The organism is Clostridium ragsdalei P11, from assembly GCF_001675165.1.
GTDB classification, from domain to species: Bacteria; Bacillota; Clostridia; order Clostridiales; family Clostridiaceae; genus Clostridium_B; species Clostridium_B ragsdalei.
Genome location: NZ_LROS01000009.1, coordinates 11,715 through 37,245, shown reverse-complemented (window position 1 = coordinate 37,245; position 25,531 = coordinate 11,715). Strand labels below are relative to the sequence as shown.

Annotated in this window: 20 protein-coding genes; 13 read left to right on the top strand and 7 right to left on the bottom strand. The window is 30.6% G+C overall.

Annotated features, from left to right (window positions below; translation table 11 throughout):
* The first annotated feature begins 362 nt into the window (after nt 1-362).
* The 3 genes from CLRAG_RS04260 to CLRAG_RS04250 all read left to right on the top strand — a co-directional run bounded on the left by CLRAG_RS04260 (nt 363) and on the right by CLRAG_RS04250 (nt 3,442).
* Nucleotides 363-1,340, top strand: a complete 978-nt coding sequence (locus CLRAG_RS04260; RefSeq protein ID WP_167351549.1) for a GGDEF domain-containing protein — start codon at nt 363-365, stop codon at nt 1,338-1,340.
* Nucleotides 1,341-1,561: 221 nt separating this feature from the next.
* Complete coding sequence (locus tag CLRAG_RS04255; protein WP_065077249.1) at nt 1,562-2,680, top strand: D-glucuronyl C5-epimerase family protein; 1,119 nt, start codon at nt 1,562-1,564, stop codon at nt 2,678-2,680.
* A gap of 66 nt (nt 2,681-2,746) precedes the next feature.
* Entirely contained in the window at nt 2,747-3,442 is a 696-nt protein-coding gene (locus CLRAG_RS04250) for an arginase (RefSeq protein ID WP_065077248.1), read from the top strand.
* 64 nt (nt 3,443-3,506) lie between these two features.
* Here the strand turns inward: CLRAG_RS04250 and CLRAG_RS04245 are convergent, their stop codons facing one another.
* The 3 genes from CLRAG_RS04245 to CLRAG_RS04235 form a co-directional block, all read right to left on the bottom strand.
* Nucleotides 3,507-4,628: a DegT/DnrJ/EryC1/StrS family aminotransferase gene (locus CLRAG_RS04245; RefSeq protein WP_065077247.1), complete on the bottom strand. Its 1,122-nt coding sequence runs from the start codon at nt 4,626-4,628 to the stop codon at nt 3,507-3,509.
* A gap of 20 nt (nt 4,629-4,648) precedes the next feature.
* Nucleotides 4,649-5,827, bottom strand: a complete 1,179-nt coding sequence (locus CLRAG_RS04240; protein WP_065077246.1) for a DegT/DnrJ/EryC1/StrS family aminotransferase — start codon at nt 5,825-5,827, stop codon at nt 4,649-4,651.
* A 72-nt stretch (nt 5,828-5,899) separates the two neighbouring features.
* Nucleotides 5,900-7,099, bottom strand: coding sequence for a MerR family transcriptional regulator (locus CLRAG_RS04235; protein WP_065077245.1), 1,200 nt, complete (start codon nt 7,097-7,099; stop codon nt 5,900-5,902).
* Between the two features lie 477 nt (nt 7,100-7,576).
* Between CLRAG_RS04235 and CLRAG_RS04225 the strand changes: the two genes are divergently transcribed.
* The 4 genes from CLRAG_RS04225 (at nt 7,577) to asnB (ending at nt 13,305) form a co-directional block, all read left to right on the top strand.
* The gene (locus CLRAG_RS04225; RefSeq protein WP_065077244.1) at nt 7,577-8,218 is read left to right on the top strand and encodes a YidC/Oxa1 family membrane protein insertase; all 642 of its coding nucleotides are present in this window, start codon (nt 7,577-7,579) and stop codon (nt 8,216-8,218) included.
* 258 nt (nt 8,219-8,476) lie between these two features.
* The gene (locus CLRAG_RS04220; RefSeq protein WP_065077243.1) at nt 8,477-10,138 is read left to right on the top strand and encodes a glutamine--tRNA ligase/YqeY domain fusion protein; all 1,662 of its coding nucleotides are present in this window, start codon (nt 8,477-8,479) and stop codon (nt 10,136-10,138) included.
* Between the two features lie 360 nt (nt 10,139-10,498).
* Nucleotides 10,499-11,356: a polysaccharide deacetylase family protein gene (locus tag CLRAG_RS04215; RefSeq protein ID WP_065077242.1), complete on the top strand. Its 858-nt coding sequence runs from the start codon at nt 10,499-10,501 to the stop codon at nt 11,354-11,356.
* A 107-nt stretch (nt 11,357-11,463) separates the two neighbouring features.
* Complete coding sequence (gene asnB, locus CLRAG_RS04210) at nt 11,464-13,305, top strand: asparagine synthase (glutamine-hydrolyzing) (protein WP_065077241.1); 1,842 nt, start codon at nt 11,464-11,466, stop codon at nt 13,303-13,305.
* 478 nt (nt 13,306-13,783) lie between these two features.
* On the opposite strand, the gene larE is transcribed toward asnB, so the two are convergent.
* The gene (gene larE, locus CLRAG_RS04205; protein ID WP_065077240.1) at nt 13,784-14,602 is read right to left on the bottom strand and encodes an ATP-dependent sacrificial sulfur transferase LarE; all 819 of its coding nucleotides are present in this window, start codon (nt 14,600-14,602) and stop codon (nt 13,784-13,786) included.
* A gap of 136 nt (nt 14,603-14,738) precedes the next feature.
* Here larE and CLRAG_RS04200 point away from each other — a divergent pair, with 136 nt between their 5' ends.
* Nucleotides 14,739-16,118 (top strand): ATP-binding protein, encoded by a 1,380-nt coding sequence (locus CLRAG_RS04200; protein ID WP_065077239.1) that lies wholly within the window; start codon nt 14,739-14,741, stop codon nt 16,116-16,118.
* A 242-nt stretch (nt 16,119-16,360) separates the two neighbouring features.
* Here the strand turns inward: CLRAG_RS04200 and CLRAG_RS04195 are convergent, their stop codons facing one another.
* On the bottom strand, nt 16,361-17,188 hold the full coding sequence (locus CLRAG_RS04195) for a methyl-accepting chemotaxis protein (RefSeq protein ID WP_083985536.1): 828 nt from the start codon (nt 17,186-17,188) through the stop codon (nt 16,361-16,363).
* A 702-nt stretch (nt 17,189-17,890) separates the two neighbouring features.
* On the opposite strand from CLRAG_RS04195, the gene CLRAG_RS04190 reads away from it, so the two are divergent.
* Nucleotides 17,891-18,589 carry an ATP-binding protein gene (locus tag CLRAG_RS04190; protein WP_065077238.1) on the top strand — a complete coding sequence of 233 codons (699 nt, stop codon included), beginning with the start codon at nt 17,891-17,893 and terminating at the stop codon, nt 18,587-18,589.
* A 112-nt stretch (nt 18,590-18,701) separates the two neighbouring features.
* Here the strand turns inward: CLRAG_RS04190 and iadA are convergent, their stop codons facing one another.
* Together iadA and CLRAG_RS04180 are read right to left on the bottom strand one after the other, a co-directional pair.
* Nucleotides 18,702-19,868 (bottom strand): beta-aspartyl-peptidase, encoded by a 1,167-nt coding sequence (iadA, locus tag CLRAG_RS04185; protein WP_065077237.1) that lies wholly within the window; start codon nt 19,866-19,868, stop codon nt 18,702-18,704.
* 71 nt (nt 19,869-19,939) lie between these two features.
* Entirely contained in the window at nt 19,940-20,929 is a 990-nt protein-coding gene (locus CLRAG_RS04180) for a biotin--[acetyl-CoA-carboxylase] ligase (protein WP_065077236.1), read from the bottom strand.
* Nucleotides 20,930-21,090: 161 nt separating this feature from the next.
* Here CLRAG_RS04180 and CLRAG_RS04175 point away from each other — a divergent pair, with 161 nt between their 5' ends.
* The 4 genes from CLRAG_RS04175 to CLRAG_RS04160 all read left to right on the top strand — a co-directional run bounded on the left by CLRAG_RS04175 (nt 21,091) and on the right by CLRAG_RS04160 (nt 25,531).
* Nucleotides 21,091-21,312: a helix-turn-helix domain-containing protein gene (locus CLRAG_RS04175; RefSeq protein ID WP_013239313.1), complete on the top strand. Its 222-nt coding sequence runs from the start codon at nt 21,091-21,093 to the stop codon at nt 21,310-21,312.
* A 439-nt stretch (nt 21,313-21,751) separates the two neighbouring features.
* Nucleotides 21,752-22,663, top strand: a complete 912-nt coding sequence (locus tag CLRAG_RS04170; protein ID WP_065077235.1) for a ribonuclease Z — start codon at nt 21,752-21,754, stop codon at nt 22,661-22,663.
* A 98-nt stretch (nt 22,664-22,761) separates the two neighbouring features.
* Nucleotides 22,762-23,931 carry a PDDEXK nuclease domain-containing protein gene (locus CLRAG_RS04165; protein ID WP_065077234.1) on the top strand — a complete coding sequence of 390 codons (1,170 nt, stop codon included), beginning with the start codon at nt 22,762-22,764 and terminating at the stop codon, nt 23,929-23,931.
* A 151-nt stretch (nt 23,932-24,082) separates the two neighbouring features.
* Nucleotides 24,083-25,531 (top strand): MDR family MFS transporter, encoded by a 1,449-nt coding sequence (locus CLRAG_RS04160; RefSeq protein WP_065077233.1) that lies wholly within the window; start codon nt 24,083-24,085, stop codon nt 25,529-25,531.

Sequence of the window (25,531 nt, the reverse complement as noted above, 5' to 3'; positions counted from 1 at the left end):
TCAAAGTAATGTTATTATTTTCAATAAAATGGAATAAAGTATGTAATTATTTTCAATTTATGAAATTAAATTAAAATAAATGAGTATAAAATCATCATTTTTAGAACAAAATATTTATTTCGTCCTAAATAATAATGTATATAAAAAATAAGTTAAAATGTGTAAGATACTCTTATAATATTCTTTATTAAACAGGGTGGAATTTCCAAGTTTTGAGGTGTTGCCCTATAAATAATTATTTATTTATTACAAGACATTTACTTAATAGTGTATTTCTTTTCATTTCATTTCTTTTTATATGGAGTCAATTTTTTAAAAATAAGGAACATTTATTAAATCCATCGTCTCCTGTAAGGACAAGAGTGTTATATGGAATTACTTCAGGGGTTTTAGGCGGATTTTTGATACCTTTTATTATGGAAGATAAAGGTTACATACCGGTAGATTTTCAAAATTTTGCTATACTTATTTCAGCAATAAACGGCGGCTTTTTATCTTCATTTATTACAGGGGTAGTAATTTCTTTCTTTTCAATAGTATTTTGGCTAATAAATTATCAAACATTACTTATGTCAATTACAATATTAAGTATAAGTATTAGCTGTGGGATTATTTCTAAATGCAGTGTACAGAAAACAAAAAAATGGATATGCATGATTAGCAGCAGTTTGATTTTACATTTTCTTTTTATGAATATAGTATCGTCACCTGTAAAAATCAATGGTACAATTTACAAAACCTTTATTATATATTCAATTTTAACAATTATATTTGGATTTATAATATATTATCTTTGCGAGTATATAAATCAATCAAGTTTGTTGTTTATGAAGTTTAAGGAAGATTCCTGCAGAGACTTTTTAACTGGGCTTAATAATGTTAGAAATTTCAACAACTTGTTTAACGATTTATCTAAAAGGGCAGTTGAAAGAAAAGAAAGGCTTTCACTTATTATGATAGATATTGATTGGTTTAAAAAAATTAATGATACATATGGTCATCCTTCAGGGGATGAAGTGCTAAAACAAATTGCTTTAATACTCAAAACAGTATGCAGATCTTTTGATATAATTTCAAGAAACGGTGGAGAAGAGTTTTCAATATTATTAATAGACTGTCCTAATAGACAAGCTATAGAAATTGGTGAACGAATAAGGAAAGCAATAGAAAAGCATGAGTTTATACTATCCATAGGTAAAAAAATTAATATTTCTGTATCTATTGGGGTTACAACTTATCCTGATATTGTAAATAATGTTAAACAAATTATAAAAAGTGCAGATATCGCTCTATATGAAGCAAAGCATACAGGTAGAAATAAGGTAATTCCATATTATTGATTTTATATATATAAAATGGGAAAGCGATGATTAAAGTGTAGAATATATTTTTATGTATTAGAAAATAATATTAGAAGTTATAATAGGTTAATATTATTTGAAAGTCATAAAAGGAGAAAATATGAAATTTAAGAAAAATATAATTACAAAGATAATATGTACAGTTATAATTTTGGTTATTAACATAATTGTGTTTACTGGAGCAGCAAAGGCTTTTAAAAGTGGGTGAAGTATCTGAAAATGAAGCGAAAAACATACTAAAAAATAGCAGAAGATTGCAAAATCAAAAAAAGTATTCAAAAGCTATAGAAGGATATAATACAGTTTTAGAAAATAAGAATATGCCTAAAAGTATTATAAATGAAGCAAAAATATGTAAGCTGCTGGCAGAGAGAAAAGTGCCTGTTTTGAATAAGTATTCTTTCCTCTCCGAGTATCTGAATATTGGCAAAAATGGTGTGGATTATTATAAAAGCAATAAGTGTAATTACACATTATATGGGGAATATAATCCTGTAAAAAAGTATTTTAATTATCAGCCAGATTGGGCTTATATTGAGTCTCCTAGTTTTAAATATGATAAAAACGGCATACCTATGGTAAAATACAATGGCAAATTTTATTACAATGCAGTTACTATATGCCAATATGCACTTTATTTATATGATGGGTATATGGATACTGGAGCTAATAAAGATAAATTTTTAAATACAGCGAATTTTTTAATAAAGAGTATAAAAAAGGATGGATCTCTAAGATATGAGTTCAAATTTGGATATTATGAATGCTTAAATGAAGGATGGGCTTCAAGTATGTCCCAGGGTCAGGCACTTAGTGTATTTACTAGAGCCTATCATTTAACTAAAAATTCAAAGTATATAAATGCAGGGCAGAGAGTGCTTAAATATCTTTTAACGCCTGTTTCAGAAGGTGGTGTTATGGATAATCTAGGTGCTTTAGATAAAAGCCTTGAAGACAAGATATTTTTTCAGCAGTATGTGGGAAAAACATCTACCTATACATTAAACGGGTATATATTTACATTGATAGGTTTATATGATTGGAGCAGTGTACACTGTCCTCAAAATATATATTATTCTAACGTGGCTAAAAGATACTGGAATAAAGGACTTCTAAGCTTAAAATATATACTGCCTTATTATGATATAGGGAACTTCACATCCTATGATTTATATCACATTATAAAAAATGGACCTCCTAGTAGTTCTGACTTTTATCACTGCATTCACATTGAAGAAATGAATGTACTTTATAATATTACTAAGGATGAATATTATAAAAATATAAGAAATATGTGGATGTCTTATGTTAAAAATTAGTATTTCAAAGGTTTAAAAATTCATGCTGGAGGTGTAACATTATAGTTATATGTGAGGTGTGTTGCTATGAAAAAAAATCTTCTCAGCATTGATTGGGATTATTTTATTCCTGTAAGAAAGGAATGGTGCGGCTCTTATATTGAGAATAAGAGAACAAATATTATATTGTGGTATAGGAGATATTTTAAAAATAGGCAAATGGGAGAAAACATTGAAAAAACAGTTAGAACCGGTAATGAACTGAAAGGCTTTTGGAGTAAAATAAAACAATGTTTTTCCATAGAAAGTAAAGCTAAGGTATATGTATCTGACTCCCATAAGTTTTCTTATTTCATAGCTCAAAACAATAATTGTGATGAAGTTATAAATTTTGATGCACATTCTGATTTGGGTTATGGTGGAATGAAGTCACTTGATTTTGAATTGAATTGTGCCAATTGGCTTGGAAAACTTTTAAAAAACAGTATTATAAAAAAGGCAAGTATAGTTTATAGTCCTTATACTTATGAAGAAAAAAGTGAATTTGAGGAAATAAATAAATCGTTTTCTATAAAATATCCTAAGGTGGATCATTTAGTGAATAAGAACATAAATGTCATTCACATATGTAGGTCGGGAAGCTGGACTCCTCCCTGGCTTGATAATGAATTTTATAAGTTCATAAATGATTTGCATATGTCATACAAGATTATGAAATGTCCTAAAAGGTGTTGGAATCCTGGAGAGCTTACACTCTCAGATAAAATATATATAATGCTTTGAAAATGTGTTTAATTTTGTAAAGCAGTACTTAGTGTAAAAACTAAATACTGCTTTTTGTATAATGTTACTTTGTATAGAATTTTTTAATGGTTTCGCACACAAAGTTAACTTCATCTTCAGTTATTTCAGGGTATATAGGAAGAGCTAAAACTTTAGTTGAAAGTTTTTCAGCTACAGGGAAATCACCCTTTTTATAGCCTAAATAATCAAAGCATTTTTGAAGATGAAGAGGGATTGGATAATAAATGCTAGTTCCAATTTCATTTTCCTTTAAGTATGCAGCAAGTTCATCTCTTTTTTCTACTAATGTATTAAATGCATAATATACTGGTTTTTGATTTCCTTTAACTGTAGGAAGTTTTATATAGTCACAATCAGCAAGTCTTTCTTTGTACCAATCAGCTACCTTTTGTCTTTGTTTAAGTGCATTGTCTATATACTTTAGCTTAACTAAAAGTACAGCAGCTTGAATAGAATCAAGTCTTGAATTATATCCTATATAGTCATAATGATATTTCTTAGAAGCACCATGTACTCTAAGCATTTTAGCAGTTTCAGCTAACTTGTCATTATTAGTTACTATCATGCCTCCATCGCCATAACCACCTAGCGTTTTTGTTGGGAAAAATGAGTAAATACCAATATCTCCTATAGTACCAGAATGTTTGTATTCACTTGAGGAACCTCCCCACTGCATACCAAAAGCTTCTGCAGCATCTTCTAAAACGCTTAAATTATGCTTGGATGCTATATCCATTATTTTATCCATATCTGCCATCTGTGAAAAAAGATGTATTGGTAATATACTTGCAGTTTTTGAAGTTATTTTTTCTTCTATTTTATTTGCATCTAGATTAAAAGTATCTTCATCTACATCAACAAAAACTGGTTTTGCATTTAATTTAGCTATACAAGAAGTTGAAGCTAAAAATGTAAAAGGGGAAGTTATAATTTCATCTCCATCTTTAAATCCAAGTGCATGGGAAGCAACTAAAAGTGCATCTGTTCCAGAAGCTACAGCTATGGCATGTTTGGCACCTGTATATTTTTTTATTTCTTCTTCAAGTTCTGATACTTGAGGTCCAAATATAAAACTTCCACTTTCAAGTACAGCTGATATAGCCTTATTAAATTCCTCTTTCTTTTCTAAGTATTCTCTTGTAGGTGTAAAAAAATTAACTTTCATTTTTTGTCCTCTCTTTCAATTTATTTCATTACTTTTTCTACAGCAGAAATTAATTCTTTAACGACATATTCGGCATCTTCTAATTTAAGAAGAGAATAAACTGGTACAGAAATTTCATTTGCATAGTGATTATATGCATTTGGATAATCCTTTATATCGTAACCTAAATTTTTGTAAAGTGTAAACATAGGCAAAGGAGTATAGTGGACATTAGTAGCTATATCTTTTGCCGCAAGGGATTTTATTACTTCATTTCTTTGATCTTCACTAAAGTTTTTTATGCGAAGAAGATATAAGTGGTATGAAGTTTCACGTATAGCATCTTTCTTAAATGGGATTATAGCCCAATCTTTTTCACTTAAAAATTTAGTATATAAATCAAATATAGCTTTACGTTTTTTTAGCATTTCTTCATATCTTGGAAATTGCGCCAAACCTATAGCTGCAGATATATCAGTTAAATTGCATTTACCCCCATCTGTGACTATATCATATTTCCATGCACCTGCCTGCATTTTGGAAAGAGCATCTTTTGATTGACCATGTAGGGATTCCAACTTAAAATCCTTATATAAGTCTTTTTTACCAAATTTATCATTCTCGTTAAATGTTATTGCACCACCTTCAGCAGTAGTAAAGTTTTTTACTGCATGAAAGGAGAAAACATGGAAATCAGCTTGAGAACCAACTCTTTTGCCTTTGTATTTTGCACCAAAAGAGTGAGCGGAATCCGATACAAAAATTATATCCTCACGATTTTTATCCTTTAATATTTTGCGAACAGCATCATAATCTATAGGTACTCCTGCAACATCTACTGTATATATAGCTTTTGTCTTAGGTGTTATAGCATCTGCCAATTTTTCTAAATCAATTAAGAAAGAATCTTTTTCTATATCTACTAACTTTGGTTTTATTCCTCTGCGTATCGCTGCACTTGCTGTTGCAGTATAAGTATAAGGAGTAGTTATGACTTCATCTCCTGCTTTTATGTCAAATTCCTTCAATACAAGTTCTAGTCCAGCAGAATTACTATTTACAGCCAGTGCTTTATCACTATTACAATATTCAGCAATCTTTTTTTCAAATTCAGCACATTTTGGACCTGTAGTAATCCATCCTGATTTTAAAACTTCTACAACTGCATTTATTTCGTCTTCACCTATATCTGGTGGTGAGAATGGTATTTTTTTATTCATTTATAATCAATCCTTTCATTTCGTTTCGTTGTTTATTATATAAATTTTTAGATTGTAGGTTGATGTATAAAACTATTTCCTACTTTCAAAAAAACCAGTATCTTTTGTTATATAAATATACCCATTTTTGCTTATTTCAGACTGCAAGTATTCTGCAAAGGATTCAAGTTTATCTTTGTCAAATGTAGTTTTTATATTACCGGGCATGGAAAATATGTAGTCTATGAGAGGAGATGCAGCTGTTAGCTTTAAGTTATCACTATATCTTTTCATTTTTACATTCTTAAACCACTTAGAGAGTTTTAACAGACCATTTTCAAGTTGAAAACTTTCTGTAATATTAAAACTATCTGTAGTTATATTTTTAAAGTTATATTTTTTAACGATTTCTCTCATTTCCTTCATATGATTTTTACCTACAGTTGAGGCATAAAAATAGCCCTTAGGTTTTAAAACACGATAAATCTCTGAAAGGGATTTGTCTACATCACCTACATGGTATAATACATGATTTGCTATTACTACATCAAAACTATTGTCCTCATAAGGTATATTTTGTACATCTGCTATTTTAAATGTAAATCTTTTTGAATTGATGCCTAAATTATTTTTTGTATCCTGAAGCATTCCAGGGGAAAAATCAGTAAGAGTAATGTCCCAGCCTTCAGGAATTTTATCCAAATTTTTTTGCCATAACCCCCCATTACCACATCCAAGTTCCAAAATAGAAGCTTTGGAAGGAATATTTAATTGATTAAAAAACCATTTCATCCATCCTCGCTTATTGGTGCTGAAAAGTTCGTGAATTCTTATTCTGGCTTTTAAATTAGAGGCATTTTCATATTGTTCCATCCACTTTTGATCTGTATTTACTATGCTTATTATGTTTATAAACTTGTTCCAATTGAGTTCCTTGTCATTGTCAAGCATATGCACAGCTTCATCTATGGATTTTATTACAGCTTCAATGTGGTATATTTTTTCTTTCATTATCTTTTTTTGTATTTGGAGAGATCTTTTTAAATCACCTTGATTTAAATCATAGTTCATTATTTTAGATATATCCTCAAGTGAAAGACCTATAAATTTAAGAGTAAGTATTTTTTGAAGCTTACCAAAATCTTCAACATTATATAATCGGTGACCAGACTCAGTATATGCACAGGGTTTTAAAAGACCTATTTTGTCATAGTACCTTAAAGTCCTCAAGGTAACACCTGATTTTTGGGCAAATTTGCCGATACTTACTAGTTCTGATTTATGGGAAGTCATTATTTATCACCTCTGCCTAAATTATTGTAACACATGACGTAAGGTAAGGTACAACAAAAATTTTTATTTTTAAATAATATTTTTGTGATATTATGGTTATATTAGCATAAATAAAGGGTTTGTGTTGAATATAAAATCATTATATGGTAATATCAAATAAAAGTATTTGATATATAATTTATTTTAAAGGAATGTTTATCATGAACATGGACTTTTTCAATATTTTCTACTTTATTCTGTTGTTTATGTGTATAACTGCAGTTTTTTCTGGTGTTTTACAGGTACATAAAAGCTTAAGAGAAAGTATTAGATATAATTTAATAGAATGTATAGTTTTAAGGGCATTGGGTTATCCAAAAAAATTATATATAAAACAGTATGTGAGTTACGAAAAATATAAAGTGTGGATATATTTTACACAGCCTTATTTAAAAATAATGTTTTAAAATATAATAATTTATAGATAGGAGATATTATATGAACATTATTTTTAATTTACTGGGTGCTTTGCTCAATCACGTATTTAATTTTACAGGAGATTGGGGTATTGCAGTTGTTGTTCTCACTTTAATTATAAAGGTACTTTTGATGCCTATGTCTATGAAACAAAGGTTCAGCATTTTAAAGCAGCAGAAAGTTGCTAAAAAGATGGAAGACATAAAAATTAGGTATAAAAATGATAAGCTTAAGATGGAAAAGGAAATACAAAACTGTTATAAGGATAATTTAAAAAGTATGATGGGATGTTTACTTACAATTATTCAGTTTCCTATAATAGGGGGGCTTTATAAAACCATTATAAACATGCCTGTAATTTCAGGTACAGTGCTTATACCTTGGGTATCTTCAATAAAATTAAGCGATAGTTATTTTATAGTTCCTATAGTGTATTCGATCATTTCAATGCTGCCTGGCCTAGTAAATTCTATAGATTATTTTAAAGTCTATAAGGAAGTGCAGTACAATAAGATGTCAGCAATACTTCCTGGAGTAATTGGACTTTTAATAACAATTAAAGCTCCAATAGTACTTGGATTGTATTTTATAACATCTAGTATTTTTTCACTTGTAGAAGAGATAGCCTTTAGAGTGTATATTAAAAACAAGCAATTTGTATAGATATTTGGAAAAGGCATTTACTTATAAAAAATGCCTTTTCTTTCAATCAGAGAATCCAAATCATGATTTGGTCAGGTAACGATTACCACTCTGATGTACATATCAATGAATCTTACTTAGTGGGAGATTGTTTCTCCCACTAAGTTTAGATGAATTATCTAGGGGCGTAGCTACTGTTATCTCCCATTTTGATAAAAGTGGGAGTGTTACAGTAGGTATCCATCAGATAAATAAGTTTTAGAAAAGGATGGTTAACTTATGGAAGAAAGCAAGAGTTCATCAAATTTTATTAAAAACATAGTAGAAGAAGACATGAAGTCAGGAAAGTATAAAAAAATAATAACAAGGTTTCCTCCAGAACCTAATGGATATTTACATATAGGCCATGCAAAGTCAATAGTTTTAAATTTTGGATTGGCAGATGAATTTGGTGGAAGAACTAATTTAAGATTTGATGATACTAATCCTTCAAAAGAGGATACGGAATATGTAGAGTCAATAAAAGAAGATGTAAAATGGCTTGGATATGACTGGGATGAATTGCACTTTGCCTCCAGTTATTTTGATGAAATGTATAAAAGAGCATTACTTTTAATAAAAAAAGGTAAGGCTTTTGTGTGCGATTTGACTCCAGATGAAATAAGAGAATACAGGGGTACTTTAACTAAACCTGGAAAGGAAAGTCCTTATAGAAATAGAACTGTAGAAGAAAATCTTGAATTATTTGAAAGAATGAAAAATGGAGAATTTAAAGACGGAGAAAAGGTTTTAAGAGCTAAAATTGATGTGACTTCTCCTAACATAAATATGAGAGATCCAATTATATATCGTATAGCACATGCCCCACATCACAATACAGGAGATAAATGGTGCATATATCCTATGTATGATTTTGCACATCCGCTAGAAGATGCCATTGAAGGAGTAACTCACTCTATATGCACACTTGAGTTTGAGGATCACAGGCCTCTTTATGATTGGGTAGTGCGTGAATGTGAAATGGAAAATGTACCAAAGCAGATAGAGTTTGCTAGACTCAACATTACAAATATGGTAATGAGTAAGAGAAAACTTAAAAAGTTAGTAGATGAGAATTTTGTGGATGGCTGGGATGATCCGCGTATGCCAACTATTGCAGGACTTAGAAGAAGAGGATTTACACCAGAATCTGTTTGTAAATTCTGCAAAGCTATAGGTGTGGCAAAAGCAAGTAGTGTAGTAGATTCTCAAATGCTAGATTACTTTTTAAGAGATGATCTGGAAACAAAAGCACCTAGAACTATGGCTGTTTTAAGGCCGCTAAAAGTCGTAATAACAAATTATCCTGAAGGACAATGTGATACTTTTGAAATTGAAAATAATCCAGATGATCCTGCAGCAGGAACTAGAAAAGTACCTTTTTCAAAGGAAATATATATTGAACAAGAAGACTTTATGGAAAATCCACCTAAAAAGTATTATAGATTATTTCCGGGAAATGAAGTTAGGTTAAAAGGTGCTTATTTTATAAAATGTGAAGAAGTCATAAAAGATGAAGAAGGAAATATAAAAGAGCTTCACTGCAGCTATGATCCTGCATCAAAGGGCGGAAATAGTCCTGACGGAAGAAAAGTTAGAGGTACACTTCACTGGGTAAATGCAAGTACTGCAATTCCAGCAGAAATAAGACTTTATGAACCTTTAATTTTGGATGAAAAGGAAGAAGAAGGCAGTGATTCATTTTTAGATAATGTAAATCCAAATTCCTTGGAAATATTAAATGGATTTTTGGAGCCTGATATGAAAAATGCAAAACCAGGCCAAAAGTTTCAATTTTTCAGACATGGATATTTCAATGTTGATCCTAGGTTTGCTAAAGAGGGGAAAATAGTATTTAATAGAATAGTATCTCTTAAGAGTTCTTTTAAAATAAAAAAATAATCTAAAATAATTTAACTATAGAGAAGTGATAGTACTACAAATAGCTTCTCTATAGTTTTTTTATGCCAATGAATAATTTCAGATTTTTTAGAATATATCATTAAAGAGTTAAAACAAATTACAAAATGATTACATTTTGTCATAATGTATAGTAAAATAGAATGATTTATTATACTATAAATAGGGAAATTAATGAAGTGAAATTAAAGGAAGGTATCGAAATGCTATTTTTTAATTTTACTTAGGTATTTTCAAAGAAATATCTAGAAGAAATATCTAGTCAGTATACTAGTCTATTTGACTTGTTATTTTCTTTCAAATGCAGTATGACATTAGAATCTTATTAGGGAGATGGAACTGATGAATAAATATGAGGACAGAATTAAAAAAAATAGAATCATCAAGAGAAGAAACAATATAATTATAGGAATCATTTTCTTATGTATTTTTGGTTGGGCATTTTTTATAGGAACTAAAGTTGCATATAAGAAACATGCAGTAGTAACTACTTCTAATAAAGTAGAGCATCAGAAAAGTGCTGAAGAAAAGCAGAAGGATGAACTAAAACAAAGATTTACAACAAAACAGCCTGCAGGAGCGTATATGCCTTGGAAAACCAAGAGAACAGATGGAAAGAAAGTGGCTTACTTAACTTTTGATGATGGTCCTTCTCCAAATACTTTAAAAATACTTCAAATTTTGAAGCAAAATAATATAAAGGCAACTTTCTTTTTAATTGGACAAAATGCTGAGAGAAATAAGGATTTGGTAAAAGAAGAAGTAAAAGAAGGACATGTAGTTGGAAACCATACTTACAGCCATGAACTTAGATACAGGCAAGATCCATCAGTGTTTGTAGATGACATAAATAGATGTGATACGGTAATTAAGTCCATAGTTGGAAAGGATTATAATTTAAAACTTATGAGATTTCCAGGAGGCTCTTTTAATACACGTCATTTGAATTTGGATCCTTTTAAAGATGCAGTTACAAAAGCAGGATATCATTATGTGGATTGGAATGATTGGATTGGAGATGCTATGAGAAATAATGTTCCTGTGGATGTTTTATTAAATGAGCTTAGAAAATACAGTAATGATGATACTGTAGTAGTTTTGATGCATGATGCTGCTACAAAGGGAACAACAGTACAAGCTCTTCCTGAGGTAATACAGTATTTAAAGTCAAAAGGATACACTTTTGAAACATTAAATTAGAGCAGGTAGTCATCGGATAAATAGAAAAATTTATTCACATATATATTTTTTAAATCATAGATTAAATTATATGTACATTAATAATATTTATTCGGAGGCGGCTTCTTATGTGTGGAATTGCAGGATGGATTAATTTAAAAGAGGACATTTCTAAAAATAGAGATGTTATTTTAAATATGACAGATACTTTAAAGAAAAGAGGACCTGACGATGCAGGCTATTACTTTTCTAAAAATGCACTTTTAGGGCACAGGAGACTTGTAGTTGTGGATCCTTCTGGTGGTGTACAGCCCATGTCAAAAAGTGTAGGTGGCAGGAGATATATTATTGTATACAATGGAGAACTTTATAATACTGAGGATTTAAGAAAGTTACTTGTAAAGGAAAATTATTCTTTTAAATCCTATTCTGATACAGAGGTACTTCTAACTAGTTATATCCATTGGGGAGTAAATTGTTTGAAACATATAAATGGAATATATGCTTTTGCAATATGGGATGAAAGTAAAAATCAGATATTTATGGCAAGAGATCCATTAGGAGTAAAACCACTATTTTATACAGTAAAAAATAATTCACTTATATTTGGCTCAGAAATAAAAACATTATTGGCTCATCCCTTTATTGAACCTGTAGTTGATAGGGATGGTTTGACTGAAATATTTGCCCTTGGGCCTGCTAGATCTTTGGGTGGAGGTGTATTTAAAGGCATATATGAAGTACCACCTGCTAATTATGTTCTATATGATAGATATGGTATTAAGCTGCGAGAATACTGGAAACCACAGTGTAAAATTCACAATGAAGATACAGAAACAACAGCTCAGCATGTAAAAACACTGCTTGTAGATGCTATTAAGAGGCAGCTTGTAGCAGATGTACCCGTTTGTACACTGCTTTCAGGAGGACTTGATTCTAGTGTTATATCTACAGTAGCTGCAGCAGAATTTAAAAAACAAGGAAAGACTTTAAATACCTACTCTATTGATTATGAAGATAATGACAAATATTTTAAAGCAAATTCTTTCGAACCTACGCCGGATAGAGTCTGGGCATTAAAAATGTCGGATTATATAAAAAGTGTTCATCATGGGATTATAAATACAAGTTCTGATTTAGCAGATGCCCTTTATGATTCTGTAAGAGCTAGTGATTTGCCTGGAATGGCAGATATTGATTCCTCACTATATCTTTTTTGCAAGGAAATAAGGAAAGACAATACAGTTGCACTGTCAGGAGAATGTGCAGATGAAATTTTTGGAGGATATCCGTGGTATAGAAGACCTGAAGACATTAATGCAGATACTTTTCCATGGTCAAAATCTATTAATTCAAGAAAGGAAATATTGTCTGATGAATTAAAGGCACTTGATTTGGAGGAATATCTAAATGAACAATATAAAAGTAGTATAAAACAGGTGCCCCACATAGATGGTGAATCTAAATTAGAGTACAGAATGAGAGAATTATTTTATTTAAATATAAAATGGTTTATGATAACACTTTTAAATAGAAAAGATCGTATGAGTATGTCTAATAGTTTGGAAGTTAGAGTACCTTTTGCAGATTATAGATTGGTAGAGTATGCGTTTAATATACCACCGGAGATAAAATTTTATAAAGGCAGAGAAAAGGGGTTACTGAGAAAGGCGTTAAAGGGAATACTGCCAAAAGAAATTGTTGAAAGGAAAAAGAGCCCTTATCCAAAAACTCATAACCCGGAATATACAAAAATAGTTACAAAGCGGATGTCAGATATTATGAAAGACAAGAGTTCTCCTATTTTGCCGCTTATAGATAAAAAATCAGTTAAGACATTAATAGATACAGGTGGATCTTCTTTTAAAGCACCTTGGTTTGGCCAACTTATGAGAGGACCACAGCTTCTTGCTTATCTTATTCAGGTAAATACATGGCTTAAAGAGTATAATATCAAGATAGAATTTTAAGAAATAGGTTTGCAGCTTGAAAGTTAACTTATACAGGGCATGTAATGATAAAATTCAGCACCATAAAATGTAGAGTTTCTAAACAAAAATCAATTTATACTTCGGATATATTTTACAACCTTCAGCTCATTAAATATTTTGATAAGTCTAAGTAAAAAATTTAAAAAATACTGAGAACTTTTGAAAACTCGTACCTCAAACAATTCAAAAGTTCTGGATTTTTTTAAAATTTTTTCCTAAGACTTAGTTACAAAATATTTAAAAGAGCTTCATTATTGTAAAAATATGCCTTCATATAAGTTGATTTTTAAGTTAGAAAACCTACAGCAAAGTATTTCTGCAGATACGTTTATTATTATATTTTAGATTTTCTGTAGTGTTAACGGAAGAAAATCAACCATAACTATTAATTCTTAACTATTAATTTTTAATTACTAAAAATATCCGTAGTATGAGTTAATTTTTGCTTAGAAATCCCCTATTTAGCATCCTTTAATACAGCATTCATGCTGCCAGTTTTATAGCCTAATAGATCTAGGGTTACGTATGTAAAACCTATTTCTTTTAACTTTTGTCCAACCTTATTCATCAAATCTACATTAAAAAACTTAGCTCTTTCTTCTGGAGCAACTTCAATTCGGGCAATTTCATTGTGATGCCTTACCCTAATTTGTTTAAAACCTAAATCCAGAAGAAATTGCTCTGCATCTTCTACCATTTTTAGTTTTTGACTGTTAATCTCATTTCCATAAGGAAATCTGGAAGATAGGCATGCAAAAGAAGGCTTGTTCCAGGTTGGAAGTCCCATTCTTTTTGAAAGATTTCTAATATCTTCTTTGGTAAGTTCAGCTTCTTTTAGAGGACTTAATATGCCTAGTTCTTTAGCTGCTTTCATGCCTGGTCTAAAGTCTCCAGTGTCATCCAAATTTGCTCCATCTAAAACATAAGTTGCATTATTTTCTTCTGCAATTTTTTTTAGTTTTGAAAATAATTCTTTTTTACAGTAGTAACATCTGTCTACAGAATTTTCTTTATAGCCTTTAATATCTAGTTCTTCTGATTCTATAATTAGATGTCTTACACCTATTGATTTGGCATATTTTTTAGCTTCTTCTAATTCCCTTTTAGGATAAGTAGATGAAGCAGCAGTAACTGCTATTATTTTATCTTCAAGGATATCATGGGCAACTTTTAGCAAAAAAGTGCTGTCCACACCACCTGAAAAGGCAATTACTCCACTTTTAATATTTCTTAAATTTTCTTTTAAGTCCTCTAGTTTTAAATTTGTTATATCCATAATTATCCCCCTAATTTGCTATAGTTTTAAGTTCATGTATAAGTATAACATAGAATTTGCAATATGATTTAAAATCATATCCTTGTGTGTTAAAATGGAATATATACTAAAAACAAAGATACATAGGGGGCTTTTTATGGAAAGCATAAATTTAAAAAATGTTTTTGAAATAAGATATGTAAAACTAGCTTTTGATTCAGTATCTATCTATAGAAATTTACTTGAAGATGAGGTAATAAGAAATTTGAGAAATCTTATAAGCTATATTGATATGGGGAAAATCAATATAGGTTGTGCTGTAAACATGTACAATGATTCCTTTTTTAAATTAGTAAACAGCGGATATTGTTCTCTACAGGAATATATCATGGATAAATTGATTTTTAATGAAAATCCATTTTCCATGAAAGCTGAAAACAAAGAATTAGAAAAAGAAGAAGATGTAATTAAGAAAGCTGCTAAAAACGATTTAAGAAATCTTTGTTGTATTGCTAAATTAACTTCCGCAGATGTAAAGGAAAGTTTGTTAAAGTATATTTCTGACGGCAAGTTAAAACAGATAGTAGAGAGATTACCGGAGTGGAAAACAGAAGTTGATTTTGAAGGTATAAATAGTCCAGGGTATGTAAGAGATGTAAAACAAAAACTTTATAATAGTGATAACTGGGATGAATGCGTAGATGATATTCAAGATTTTCATAATCACTATGGTTGTGGAATTTTTGCTCGTTATAGGGCTTTTATATGGGAACATATTGAGGGCAAAGGCTGCTTTAAGGGAATTGAAAATCCTGATCCTATTGATATTTCAGATCTTATTGGATATGAGAGAGAGCACCAAATAGTAATAGAAAATACACTGCAGTTTTTAAATGGATTTTTTGCAAACAATGTACTTCTTCATGGAGATAGGGGTACAGGTAAATCATCCACGGTAAAAGCCATACTCAATAAATATTATACTCAAGGACTTCGTATGATTGAACTTCCCAAATCTTATCTTGTGGATTTTCCCAATATAATAAGAAAATTAAAAAACAGGCCTGAAAAATTTATTATATTTATAGATGACCTTGTATTTGGGGATGATGAAGAAAGTTATACTGCACTTAAGTCTATACTTGAAGGAGGACTTGAAAATAAATCTTCAAATATTATAATATATGCTACATCAAATAGGAGACATCTTGTAAAAGAATATTTTAATGAAAGAATGACGTCTTCCTATTCCGGCTCCGAAGGGGAAGTACATGAAGGAGATAGTGTGCAGGAAAAACTTTCACTGGCAGATAGATTTGGAATAAATGTAGTATTTGTATCTCCAGATAAAAATAAATATTTGCAAATTGTAGATGGAATAGCTGAAAGAAGAAAATTAAATATAGACAAAGATACTCTACATAGGGAGGCTCTTAAATGGGAACTTTGGTACAATGGACGTTCTGCAAGAACTGCAAGACAATTTGTAGATTGGATAGAAGGGCATAACCTTATAGAGAAAAACAATATTAAGTAAAAGGAAAACTCAGGAAATCAAATTCCTGAGTTTTATCTGATGGCTACCTACTGTAATACTCCCACTTCTATCAAAGTGGGAGGTATTAGAACTCTTGAGCTTTAGCGATTTAGAGTTCTTATGCTGTGCATAACAGTAGCTACGCCTCTAGATAATTCATCTAGACTTAGTGGGAAAAGCGACTATCACCAAATCTTTGATTTGGTGATAGTCGCTTTTCCCACTAAGTAAGATTCATTGATTTATTCAGATAAATCTTTAAGCTTGTCTACCAATTCGGATAAGTTATTTATGGAAGAATCTATTTCGTGAATTTTGGAGAATTGGTTATTAAAAGTATCTTTTGTTGATGCAAGGCCTTCAGATATTTTGGCTACAGATTTTTCTATTTCAGTTAATGTAGAATTTATTTCGTTTATAGACTTACTGCTGGAGTTAGATAATTTTCTTATCTGGTTTGCTACTACTGTAAATCCTTTTCCCTGATCTCCAGCTCTTGCTGCTTCAATAGATGCATTTAATCCCAGTAGATTAGTTTCAGATGCTATATTTCTGATAAAATTTAAAACTTCATCTGTATTTTTAGTTTTATCAGAGGCATCGTTTACTTCTGATAATAGAATTTCATTATGTTTTGTCATTTCATCTATATCAGAAGATAGTACACTTGAGGTTTCAGAAAGAGTTTCTATGGCACTTGACAGCACTTTAGACATATCAACAAATTTATTGTGCCTCTCCAAACTTTTTACAAGTACTATACTTCCTACTATTTCATTACCTTCCTTTACAGGTAGTCCTATAGCTTTTATTTCTACACCGAAAGTTTCTTTAGGAACTATAGTAGAAATAGGTTTTCTTGCTTTTATGCATTCATAAGCTGCACCAGTAGGTCTTAAAGGATCACCTGGTTTTGCATTCATATTAATATTTTTGCTATTTACTACTCTTAAAAAATGAGTTGTAGTTGACATGGTAAAGGCTATTTCATCATCAAAAAAGTAATGCATATAGGGGATTAAGGTATCAAAAGCTTGTTGCAACTTATTATTAATTTCTAATTCATCCATAAGTATTATGTACCTCCAAATTTTTATGGTATAGTTAAACATTTTCACATATAACTATATCATATATTTTAAATAAGACAAATTTCTAATTGTCACTAGCGAAAATTAAAAGTAACATTTATTAAGTTAATTAATATTATAGAAGTATAGAACAGATGATGAAAAGTGAGAATCAATAAATATTTATAAAAATATTAAAAGAAGACAAGGAGGGAAACTTTATGTCATGTAGATGTGGGGGTTACGGAAAAGAGGTAGTAATAATTATAATATTATTATTACTATGCTGCGGTTGTGGATGCTAGTAGTTACTAATCTTAAAAATGTAAGTTTTTCAACTTAACAGTAACCTTTATAAACTTAATTAATATAATAAAGTGTAGAGCAAATGATGAGAAATTAGATAGCTTAGAATTATTATAGGAAGATAAGGAGGGTTCTTTATGTCATGTTGTAGACGAGGTAATAGAGGAAAAGAAGTAGTAATAATAATAATACTGTTATTGTTATGTTGCGGTTGTGGATGCAGATAATTGTACAATAAGTAGTAGAGAAGGAAACGAAATTTTCGTTTCCTTTTCTCTATTTAAAGAAAGATATTGTTATCTGTTATGTACTCTTTAGACTTAGTAACATATGTTACGGATTTTGTGACTGCATTTTATTATAATATAGACAGTAAAATAAGGAGGAGAAAATATTATGATAAGAAAAATTGTTAATATAAATAAAGAGAAATGCAATGGATGTGGACTTTGCGTAAATGCATGTCATGAAGGTGCTATTGAACTTGTAAAGGGAAAAGCTGAACTTATAAGTGATGAGTACTGTGACGGACTTGGTGACTGTCTTCCTGAATGTCCTACAGGAGCTATAAGTATAATTGAAAGAGAAAGCAAGGATTATGATGAGGAACTAGTTGCTAAAAAGGCTAAAGAAAAGGAAGAAGTTATGCCTTGTGGATGTCCAGGTACAGCAGCTAGAAGAATAGAGAGAGCTTCAGATAAAAATGCGTATACAGATAAAAAGAATTCGGAAGATTTTAGTGCCGCTTCTGAGTTAACACAGTGGCCTGTTCAATTGAGACTTATAAATACAAATGCACCTTATCTTAAGAATGCGAAGTTACTTGTAGCTGCTGATTGTACTGCATATGCCTGTGGAGATTTTCACAAAAAATTTATAAAGGATCACATTACAGTAATAGGGTGTCCTAAGTTAGACGACATTAAATATTATGAAGATAAATTAACTGAAATTATAGAAAAAAATGATTTGAAAAGTATAACTGTAGTGAGAATGGAAGTACCATGCTGCTCAGGCATTGTAAATGCAGTGAAAAATGCAATGCTTAGGGCAAAGACAATAATTCCTTATGAGGAAGTTATAATATCAATTTAAACAATGCACAATGGACAGTGCACAATTAATGAGGATTTTCAGCGAAAGCTGAAAATTCTTTAAATTTATTTTGCCTTCAGGCAAAATTTCATTAATTGTGAATTGTGCATTGTTAACTATTTTCAAAGGTTCCATATACTAATGGTTTATAATTTTGAACCATAATTTTGCCCTTACTTATGAGGGTATGTATGTTTAGTTTTTTATCCAATAAAATTAGATCAGCATCATAACCTTCAAGGAGAGAGCCCTTATGTTCAAATTTTAGAAATTTTGCAGGAGATGAAGTGAAGGGGATGAGGGATTGTTCCATAGATAGCCCCATTTTTATACACTCTCTTATTGACTCCATATCTGTAGAGGGAAGTCCTACGGTTAATTTTGTTAGATTGCCTTTATCGTCAAATATAGGCATGCTTCCTCCTGCATCAGAGCTCATAGTTACATGATAAGGAGATATATTTTCCTTTAGAATTTTACTGTAGAGTTCAGCGGCACTTTGAGCAGTATCTCCTTCATTTTTAATTCCAGTAGTTATATCTATAAATCCACCTATTTTTAAATATTCTAAAGCTTGCTTGGATACTAAACTGTTTCTATTTAAATGTGTGGGCAGCAAGTTTTCAAAAGGTATGTCTGATTTATCTATTAAATCAAATAGAGGAGTCATACCTTTTTTACCATCTCCTAGATGCATGTGAAGTACACCACATTTGCCTGAAATGATTCCACCTATTCTTGTTTCACAAGCTAAATGTATTAAATCCTCTTCAGAAGGATGACTGTCCCTGTGATCGGATACAGCTATTTCACCAGCTCCTATTATTTTATCTACGAGTACAATATCTCCTCTCACACTGTCTGTAAGAGTCCTTGTGGGAACGGAGTAACACCCTGTCCAGCAGTAGGTTGTTATGCCTTCCTTTTCAAGAGCCCGGGCTTTAGCTATAAGTCCACCCATGCTTCTTGTAATTCCATCTGTTCCCAAAAGTCCTACACAGGTAGTGATACCGTTCAAAGTAAGATTTGTAAGGTTTAGTTCAGGAGTTCTGTTATTAAAGCCTCCTTCACCCCCGGCCCCATTTATATGTATGTGGAGATCAATTAAACCGGGAATTGCAATTAAGTCATCACCATCTATTATTTCAACTGTAGGGAAATTACTAGATGGAAAGTCTATCTTTTTAGATATGTAAGCTATTTTATCAAAACATGTTAATATACTTTTTTTCCCCATGGATTTAGGATTAAATAATTCTACGTTTTTTATTAAAATCATTTTTTAGCACATCCTTAAATATATTTTTTAGCTATTTTTATTATGATTTAAATATAAAAGTTTTAACCTTTTTAAATATATTTATCTAAACCCCTTATAGAAATTTCTCCAGATATTAATTTTTCAAAAGAACCATTTTCATATTGTACGATTAATCTACCATCCTCAGCTAGATCTACTGCTTTTGCCTGTCTTTCATTTTTATTTTGAATTATACGTATATTTTTACCTATAGCAGCAGAATTATTTTTGCATACTTCTATAGAGGATTCAATAGTTCCTTTTTGAACGAATTCTTCATATAGAGGTTCAAATTTATTTAATATAGTGCCTAAGGTAACTTTTCTATCCATAGTTGATCCTGTTTCCATTTTAAGAGAAGTGGCTTTATTTAAAATATCTTCTTGGAAATCTTCTTTATTTAAATTTACATTTATGCCTGTTCCAGGAATTACATAATTTACTTTGTTTAATTCGCCGCTCATTTCTGTCAAAATACCGCAAACTTTTTTACCATCTATTACTATATCATTTGGCCATTTTACTTTAGCTTCTATTTTCAATTCTTTTAATCCTTCTATTATGGCAGCAGCAATTATCTGTGTTATCTTTGGAACTTCCATAGGATTTACATTCGGCCGCAATATTATAGAAAAATATATGCTTTTATATTTAGGAGATGACCATGTTCTGCCGATCCTGCCCCGTCCTGCAGTTTGTTCCTCGGCTATAATTATAGTCCCATTTTCTTCTCCCTGTTCAGCTAATTTTTTTGCTGTGGTATTTGTAGATCCTATACTTTCATAATGAATAATTTTTTTGCCTATATATTTTGTATTCAAATAGCCTTTAATTTCTTCAGAAGTAAGTATATCAGGGGAACTTATAAGTTTATAGCCTTTTTTAGAGGAAGAGTCTATAGTATAACCTTCTTCTTTTAATGCTTTTATATATTTCCATATAGCAGTACGGCTTACACCTAATTTCTCGCTTATAAGTTGACCGGAAACAAAGTCATTTCTATTTTCTTTTAGTAAGTAAAGAACTTCATAATGTTTCATGTAAAAACCACCTTATTATAATACTTAATGGTATTATAACACAGTTGTACTATTAAATATTTGTTAGGTTTATGTTAAAAAGATAAAATTTATCTGTAAATTCTTGATTAAAAGTAATATAATCAACTTAAAGAAGTTAATATTAAATAGGGGGTTTTCTTATGTTAAACGGAAAAAAAATTCGTGATATAAGAGTAAGTTTGGGGTATACTACTTTGGATATTCAAAATCTTGCTAAAGATACCAGATTTCAAACTTCAATTTCAAAATCTTATTTGGAAGAATTGGAGAGAGGAGATAAGAAAAATCCAAGCCTTGAAAAAGTTGCAGTGATTGCAAAGATACTTGGCTGTAAAATTGATGATTTAATATTAAGTGCATGATTGCCGTAAAAACTTCTTAAATAAAAGTTATAATAGATGAATTATTTTAAAACACTTATATAATTAAGGATTTATCACTGAAGGTGTAGATGATCTCAGGATAAATCCTATTTTTTATTTTAATCTCTCAAGTGATAAACAGAGTTCTTGGCATCAGATGGAGTTTTGACTCCACCTGATGCTTATTAACAGGATTCTTAGTGCTTCAGCACTTAGAAGGCGTTATCCTTTAGGAGAAATCGTTATCCAGGGACGTAACTGCTCTTTACTCCCACTTGGAGAAAAGCAGATGTCCCAAATTCTTTGATTTGGTGACAGTCGCTTTCACAGAGTGCGTGGGAGTATTAGAGCAGGTAGTCATCGGATAAAAAAATTAAATTAGGTTCTAGCTTAAAAATAGACATTAGGCATATACTAATTAGAAGAGAAGGTGGAAATTATGTTGGATTTATGCTTATTAGGATGTGGGGGAAGTATGCCTGTGCCAGATAGGTACCTTACATCTATGATAGCATCTTATAATGGAAAAAAACTACTTATAGATTGTGGTGAGGGAACTCAGGTTAGCTTAAAAATACTTGGATGTAAGATAAAAAATATAGATATAATTTTATTTACACATTTTCATGCAGACCACATAGCAGGCCTTCCAGGATTGCTTCTTACCATAGCTAATTCCGGCAGAAATATGCCTATTACGATAATTGGGCCTATGGGATTAAGAAAAGTAATAGAGGGACTTATGGTAATAGCACCTGTGCTCCCCTATAACATAAACTTACTTGAACTTTGTGGTAAAGAAAGCTACTTTGAAAAAATAGGAGATTTTAATATAGGTGTATTGTCTGTAGACCACGGAATGCCCTGTTTTGCATATTCCATAAGTGTAGATAGAAATAGAAAATTTGATAGAGACAAGGCTTTAAAAAATCAAGTGCCGTTAATCCTCTGGAACAGGCTTCAAAAGGGAGAAAAGATAGAATATGAAGAAAAAATATATACTCCTGGAATGGTACTTGGAGATAAAAGAAGTGGATTAAAAGTGTCTTATTGTACCGATTCAAGGCCAACTCGTGAATTAGCTCAATTTGTAGAAAAATCTGATGTATTTATATGTGAGGGGATGTATGGAGAAGATGAAAATATTTCAAAGGCCATTCAGTATAAACATATGTTATTTTCAGAAGCAGCTGCTCTTGCCAAAAGGGCAGAAGTGGGAGAATTGTGGCTTACTCATTTTAGTCCTTCTATGCCTAAACCAGAATTGTATCTGCAAAATGCCCAAAGTATATTTAAAAAAACAGTGCTTGGAAAAGATAGATATGTAAAAAGTATAAATTTTAGAGATTAGAAATTACAAATAAATGACTATGACCTGGGTAGTAATATTATATGTTTTACCCTATAATAAAATTATGGGAAAAATTTTATTGTGAGGTGATTTTTTTAATGATAGAACATCATAATGATATGGATACATTTTTTAAGAACTTAGAGAAAGATATAATTCTTTTTAAAAATAAAGCACTGGTAAATATAAATGAGTATATGTTTATGCTCTACTGGAAGATAGGAAATTTGATTCTAATGAGAGAAAAAGAAGGCTGCGAGTCAGAATTTATAAGTGAAACAGTAGAATATCTTAAAAGTAAGTTCCCAGGTAATCTATGCTTTACAGAAAAGAATTTAGAAAATATGGCTAGATTTGCTGAAGAATATAATTCTCAGGATTATGTAAGTCAATTGGCATCTAAAATAAGCTGGTCGTGTAACTTAATTCTCATGAATAAGATAAGAAATATTGATAAGAGAAAAGAATACATAGATGAGATGTGGGAAAAGGATTGGTCCGTTGAAGATTTAATAGGAGAGATAGATAAAGAATGCGGAATTCAGGAGTTAGATTATGCAGAACTTTTTAATACAGAATCCGTTGAAAAAGAAAATATTGAAAATAAAGGCATTATTACTTCTGAGGAAAAAAACTCTGAAGAAGAAAAGGATGAAGGAAAAAGTAAAGCAAAATCTGAAGACAGTTTTTGCTTTATAAAAGATACCATTTCAAAAGAACAGGAAGAAGATCTATCTGAAGAAGATATTAAAAAATTTTCTCCTATACTAAAAGATGAATATCTCATGGATTTTATGGACATTTCGGATGAAATTAAAGAAAAGGTTTTTCAACAACATTTTATAAAGAGTGTAGTAGAATTTTTTCTAGAACTGAATTCTGGATTTGCCCTAGTAGGAAAAAAACATCATATGGAACTTTCAGGTGGAGATTATTATGAGGATTTACTTTTTTACAATTTGAAATTAAAATGTTATATAGCTGTTGAACTAAAAATAGGGAAATTTAAGCCGGAATATCTCGGAATTTTAACTTTCCATCTTTCTGCCATGGATGACTCAGTAAGAGATGAAGGGGACAACTCATCTATAGGTATAATTTTATGTAAGGATGGAGAAAAGCTAATTGTACAGTATGCCTTTAAGGATGTAGATGATCCTAAAAATGCAGAATATATGTTAAGTGAAAATATCCCAGAGCAATTTGAAGGAATATTACCTACTATAAAGGAAATAGGACGTGGAATTAAGATAAAGTTAAAAGATTGAAAAACGGGATATTGAATGAAACTTCAGGCCTATAAGGCATTTGAAGGAAAATAGGCTAGCATACTGACTAGTTATTTCTTTGAAAATGCCTAATAAACCTGAGGTTTTTTTAAGGACAAATTTCGGTACTTACTAAAGGATGTGATTTAATATGGAGTCAAAAAACAGAAATATAATAATTGCAATAATGCTAGCTACATTTCTTGGAGCCGTAGAAGGAACTGTTGTGACTACAGCTATTCCTACTATTGTCAAAAGTTTAAATGGGTTTGAATTAATGAGCTGGATATTTTCTATGTACTTACTTACTTCTACTATAACTACGCCTATATATGGTAAATTGTCAGATTTATATGGAAGAAAAAATACCTTAATTGTAGGAATATCAATATTTCTATTAGGAAGTTTTTTATGTGGAATATCTATGAATATGTATTCACTTATAGCTTTTCGTGCTCTTCAGGGAATAGGTGCAGGTTCAATATTTACAGTAACATATACTATAGTTGGAGATTTATTTGCTGCTTCTGAAAGGGCAAAGATTCAAGGATGGGTAGGTACAGTGTGGGGAGTTGCAAGTCTACTTGGCCCTTTCTTAGGAGGCTTTCTAATAGACACACTCTCCTGGCACTGGATATTTTTTATAAATATACCTTTTGGAATAATTTCTATAGTGCTTCTTAAAAATAATTTAAAGGAGAATTTTAAGAAGAGGAAAGTAAGAATAGATTATACGGGAACGCTGGTTTTAACTATTTCTATAGTACTTATTTTGTATGGATTTTTAAGTGCTGGAAAAAAAAGCTCTCCTGACTTGGCTCTTACAATTATATGTATAAGTGTAGCTTTAGCACTTTTGTTTGTATTTTATTTTGTGGAAAAAAAGTCAAAGGAGCCTATTATGCCTTTTGAAATATTTACAAGAGTCAACATAGTTGTCAGTATAATAGGCTTTTTAGTATCAGCTTCACTAATTGCAATTGATGTATATATGCCAATTTATATTCAAAATGTGCTTGGATTTGGAGCAACTATTTCAGGAATTTGTATTGCCCCTATGTCATTTACCTGGCTTATATCTTCTATAGTTCTTTCAAAATGGCTGACTATATATAAGGAAAAAAGTATAATTTTAATATGTTCAATTATATTGTTGCTTTCTAGTTTCATTTTATTGACTTTTAGTGTAGGTTCAACATTACCTTGGATTATATTGTGTGTCTCTATAATGGGTTTTGGTTTTGGAGGTACTTTTACAATTGTCACTATAGTGGTGCAGGATTCTGTAGATTATGCTATGAGAGGAGCAGCTACGGCATCAAATATTCTTCTTCGAAATTTAGGACAAACTATAGGTGTGAGTATATTTGGTACTATATTTAATTTAAGTATAATAAAGTATTTTAAGAATGTGGGAATTGAAGGTATAAATCCAAGCAATCTTTATTCTTCATCTATTTTAAATAGTGGTGTTTCACTTCAATTGATAAAGGAATCTTTGATTTCAGGTTTACATCTTTTATTTATATGTGTTATTGGAATAAATTTGCTTTCTTTCTTATTTGGATTGCTTTTTCCAAAAGAGTTCAAAATCAGGTAA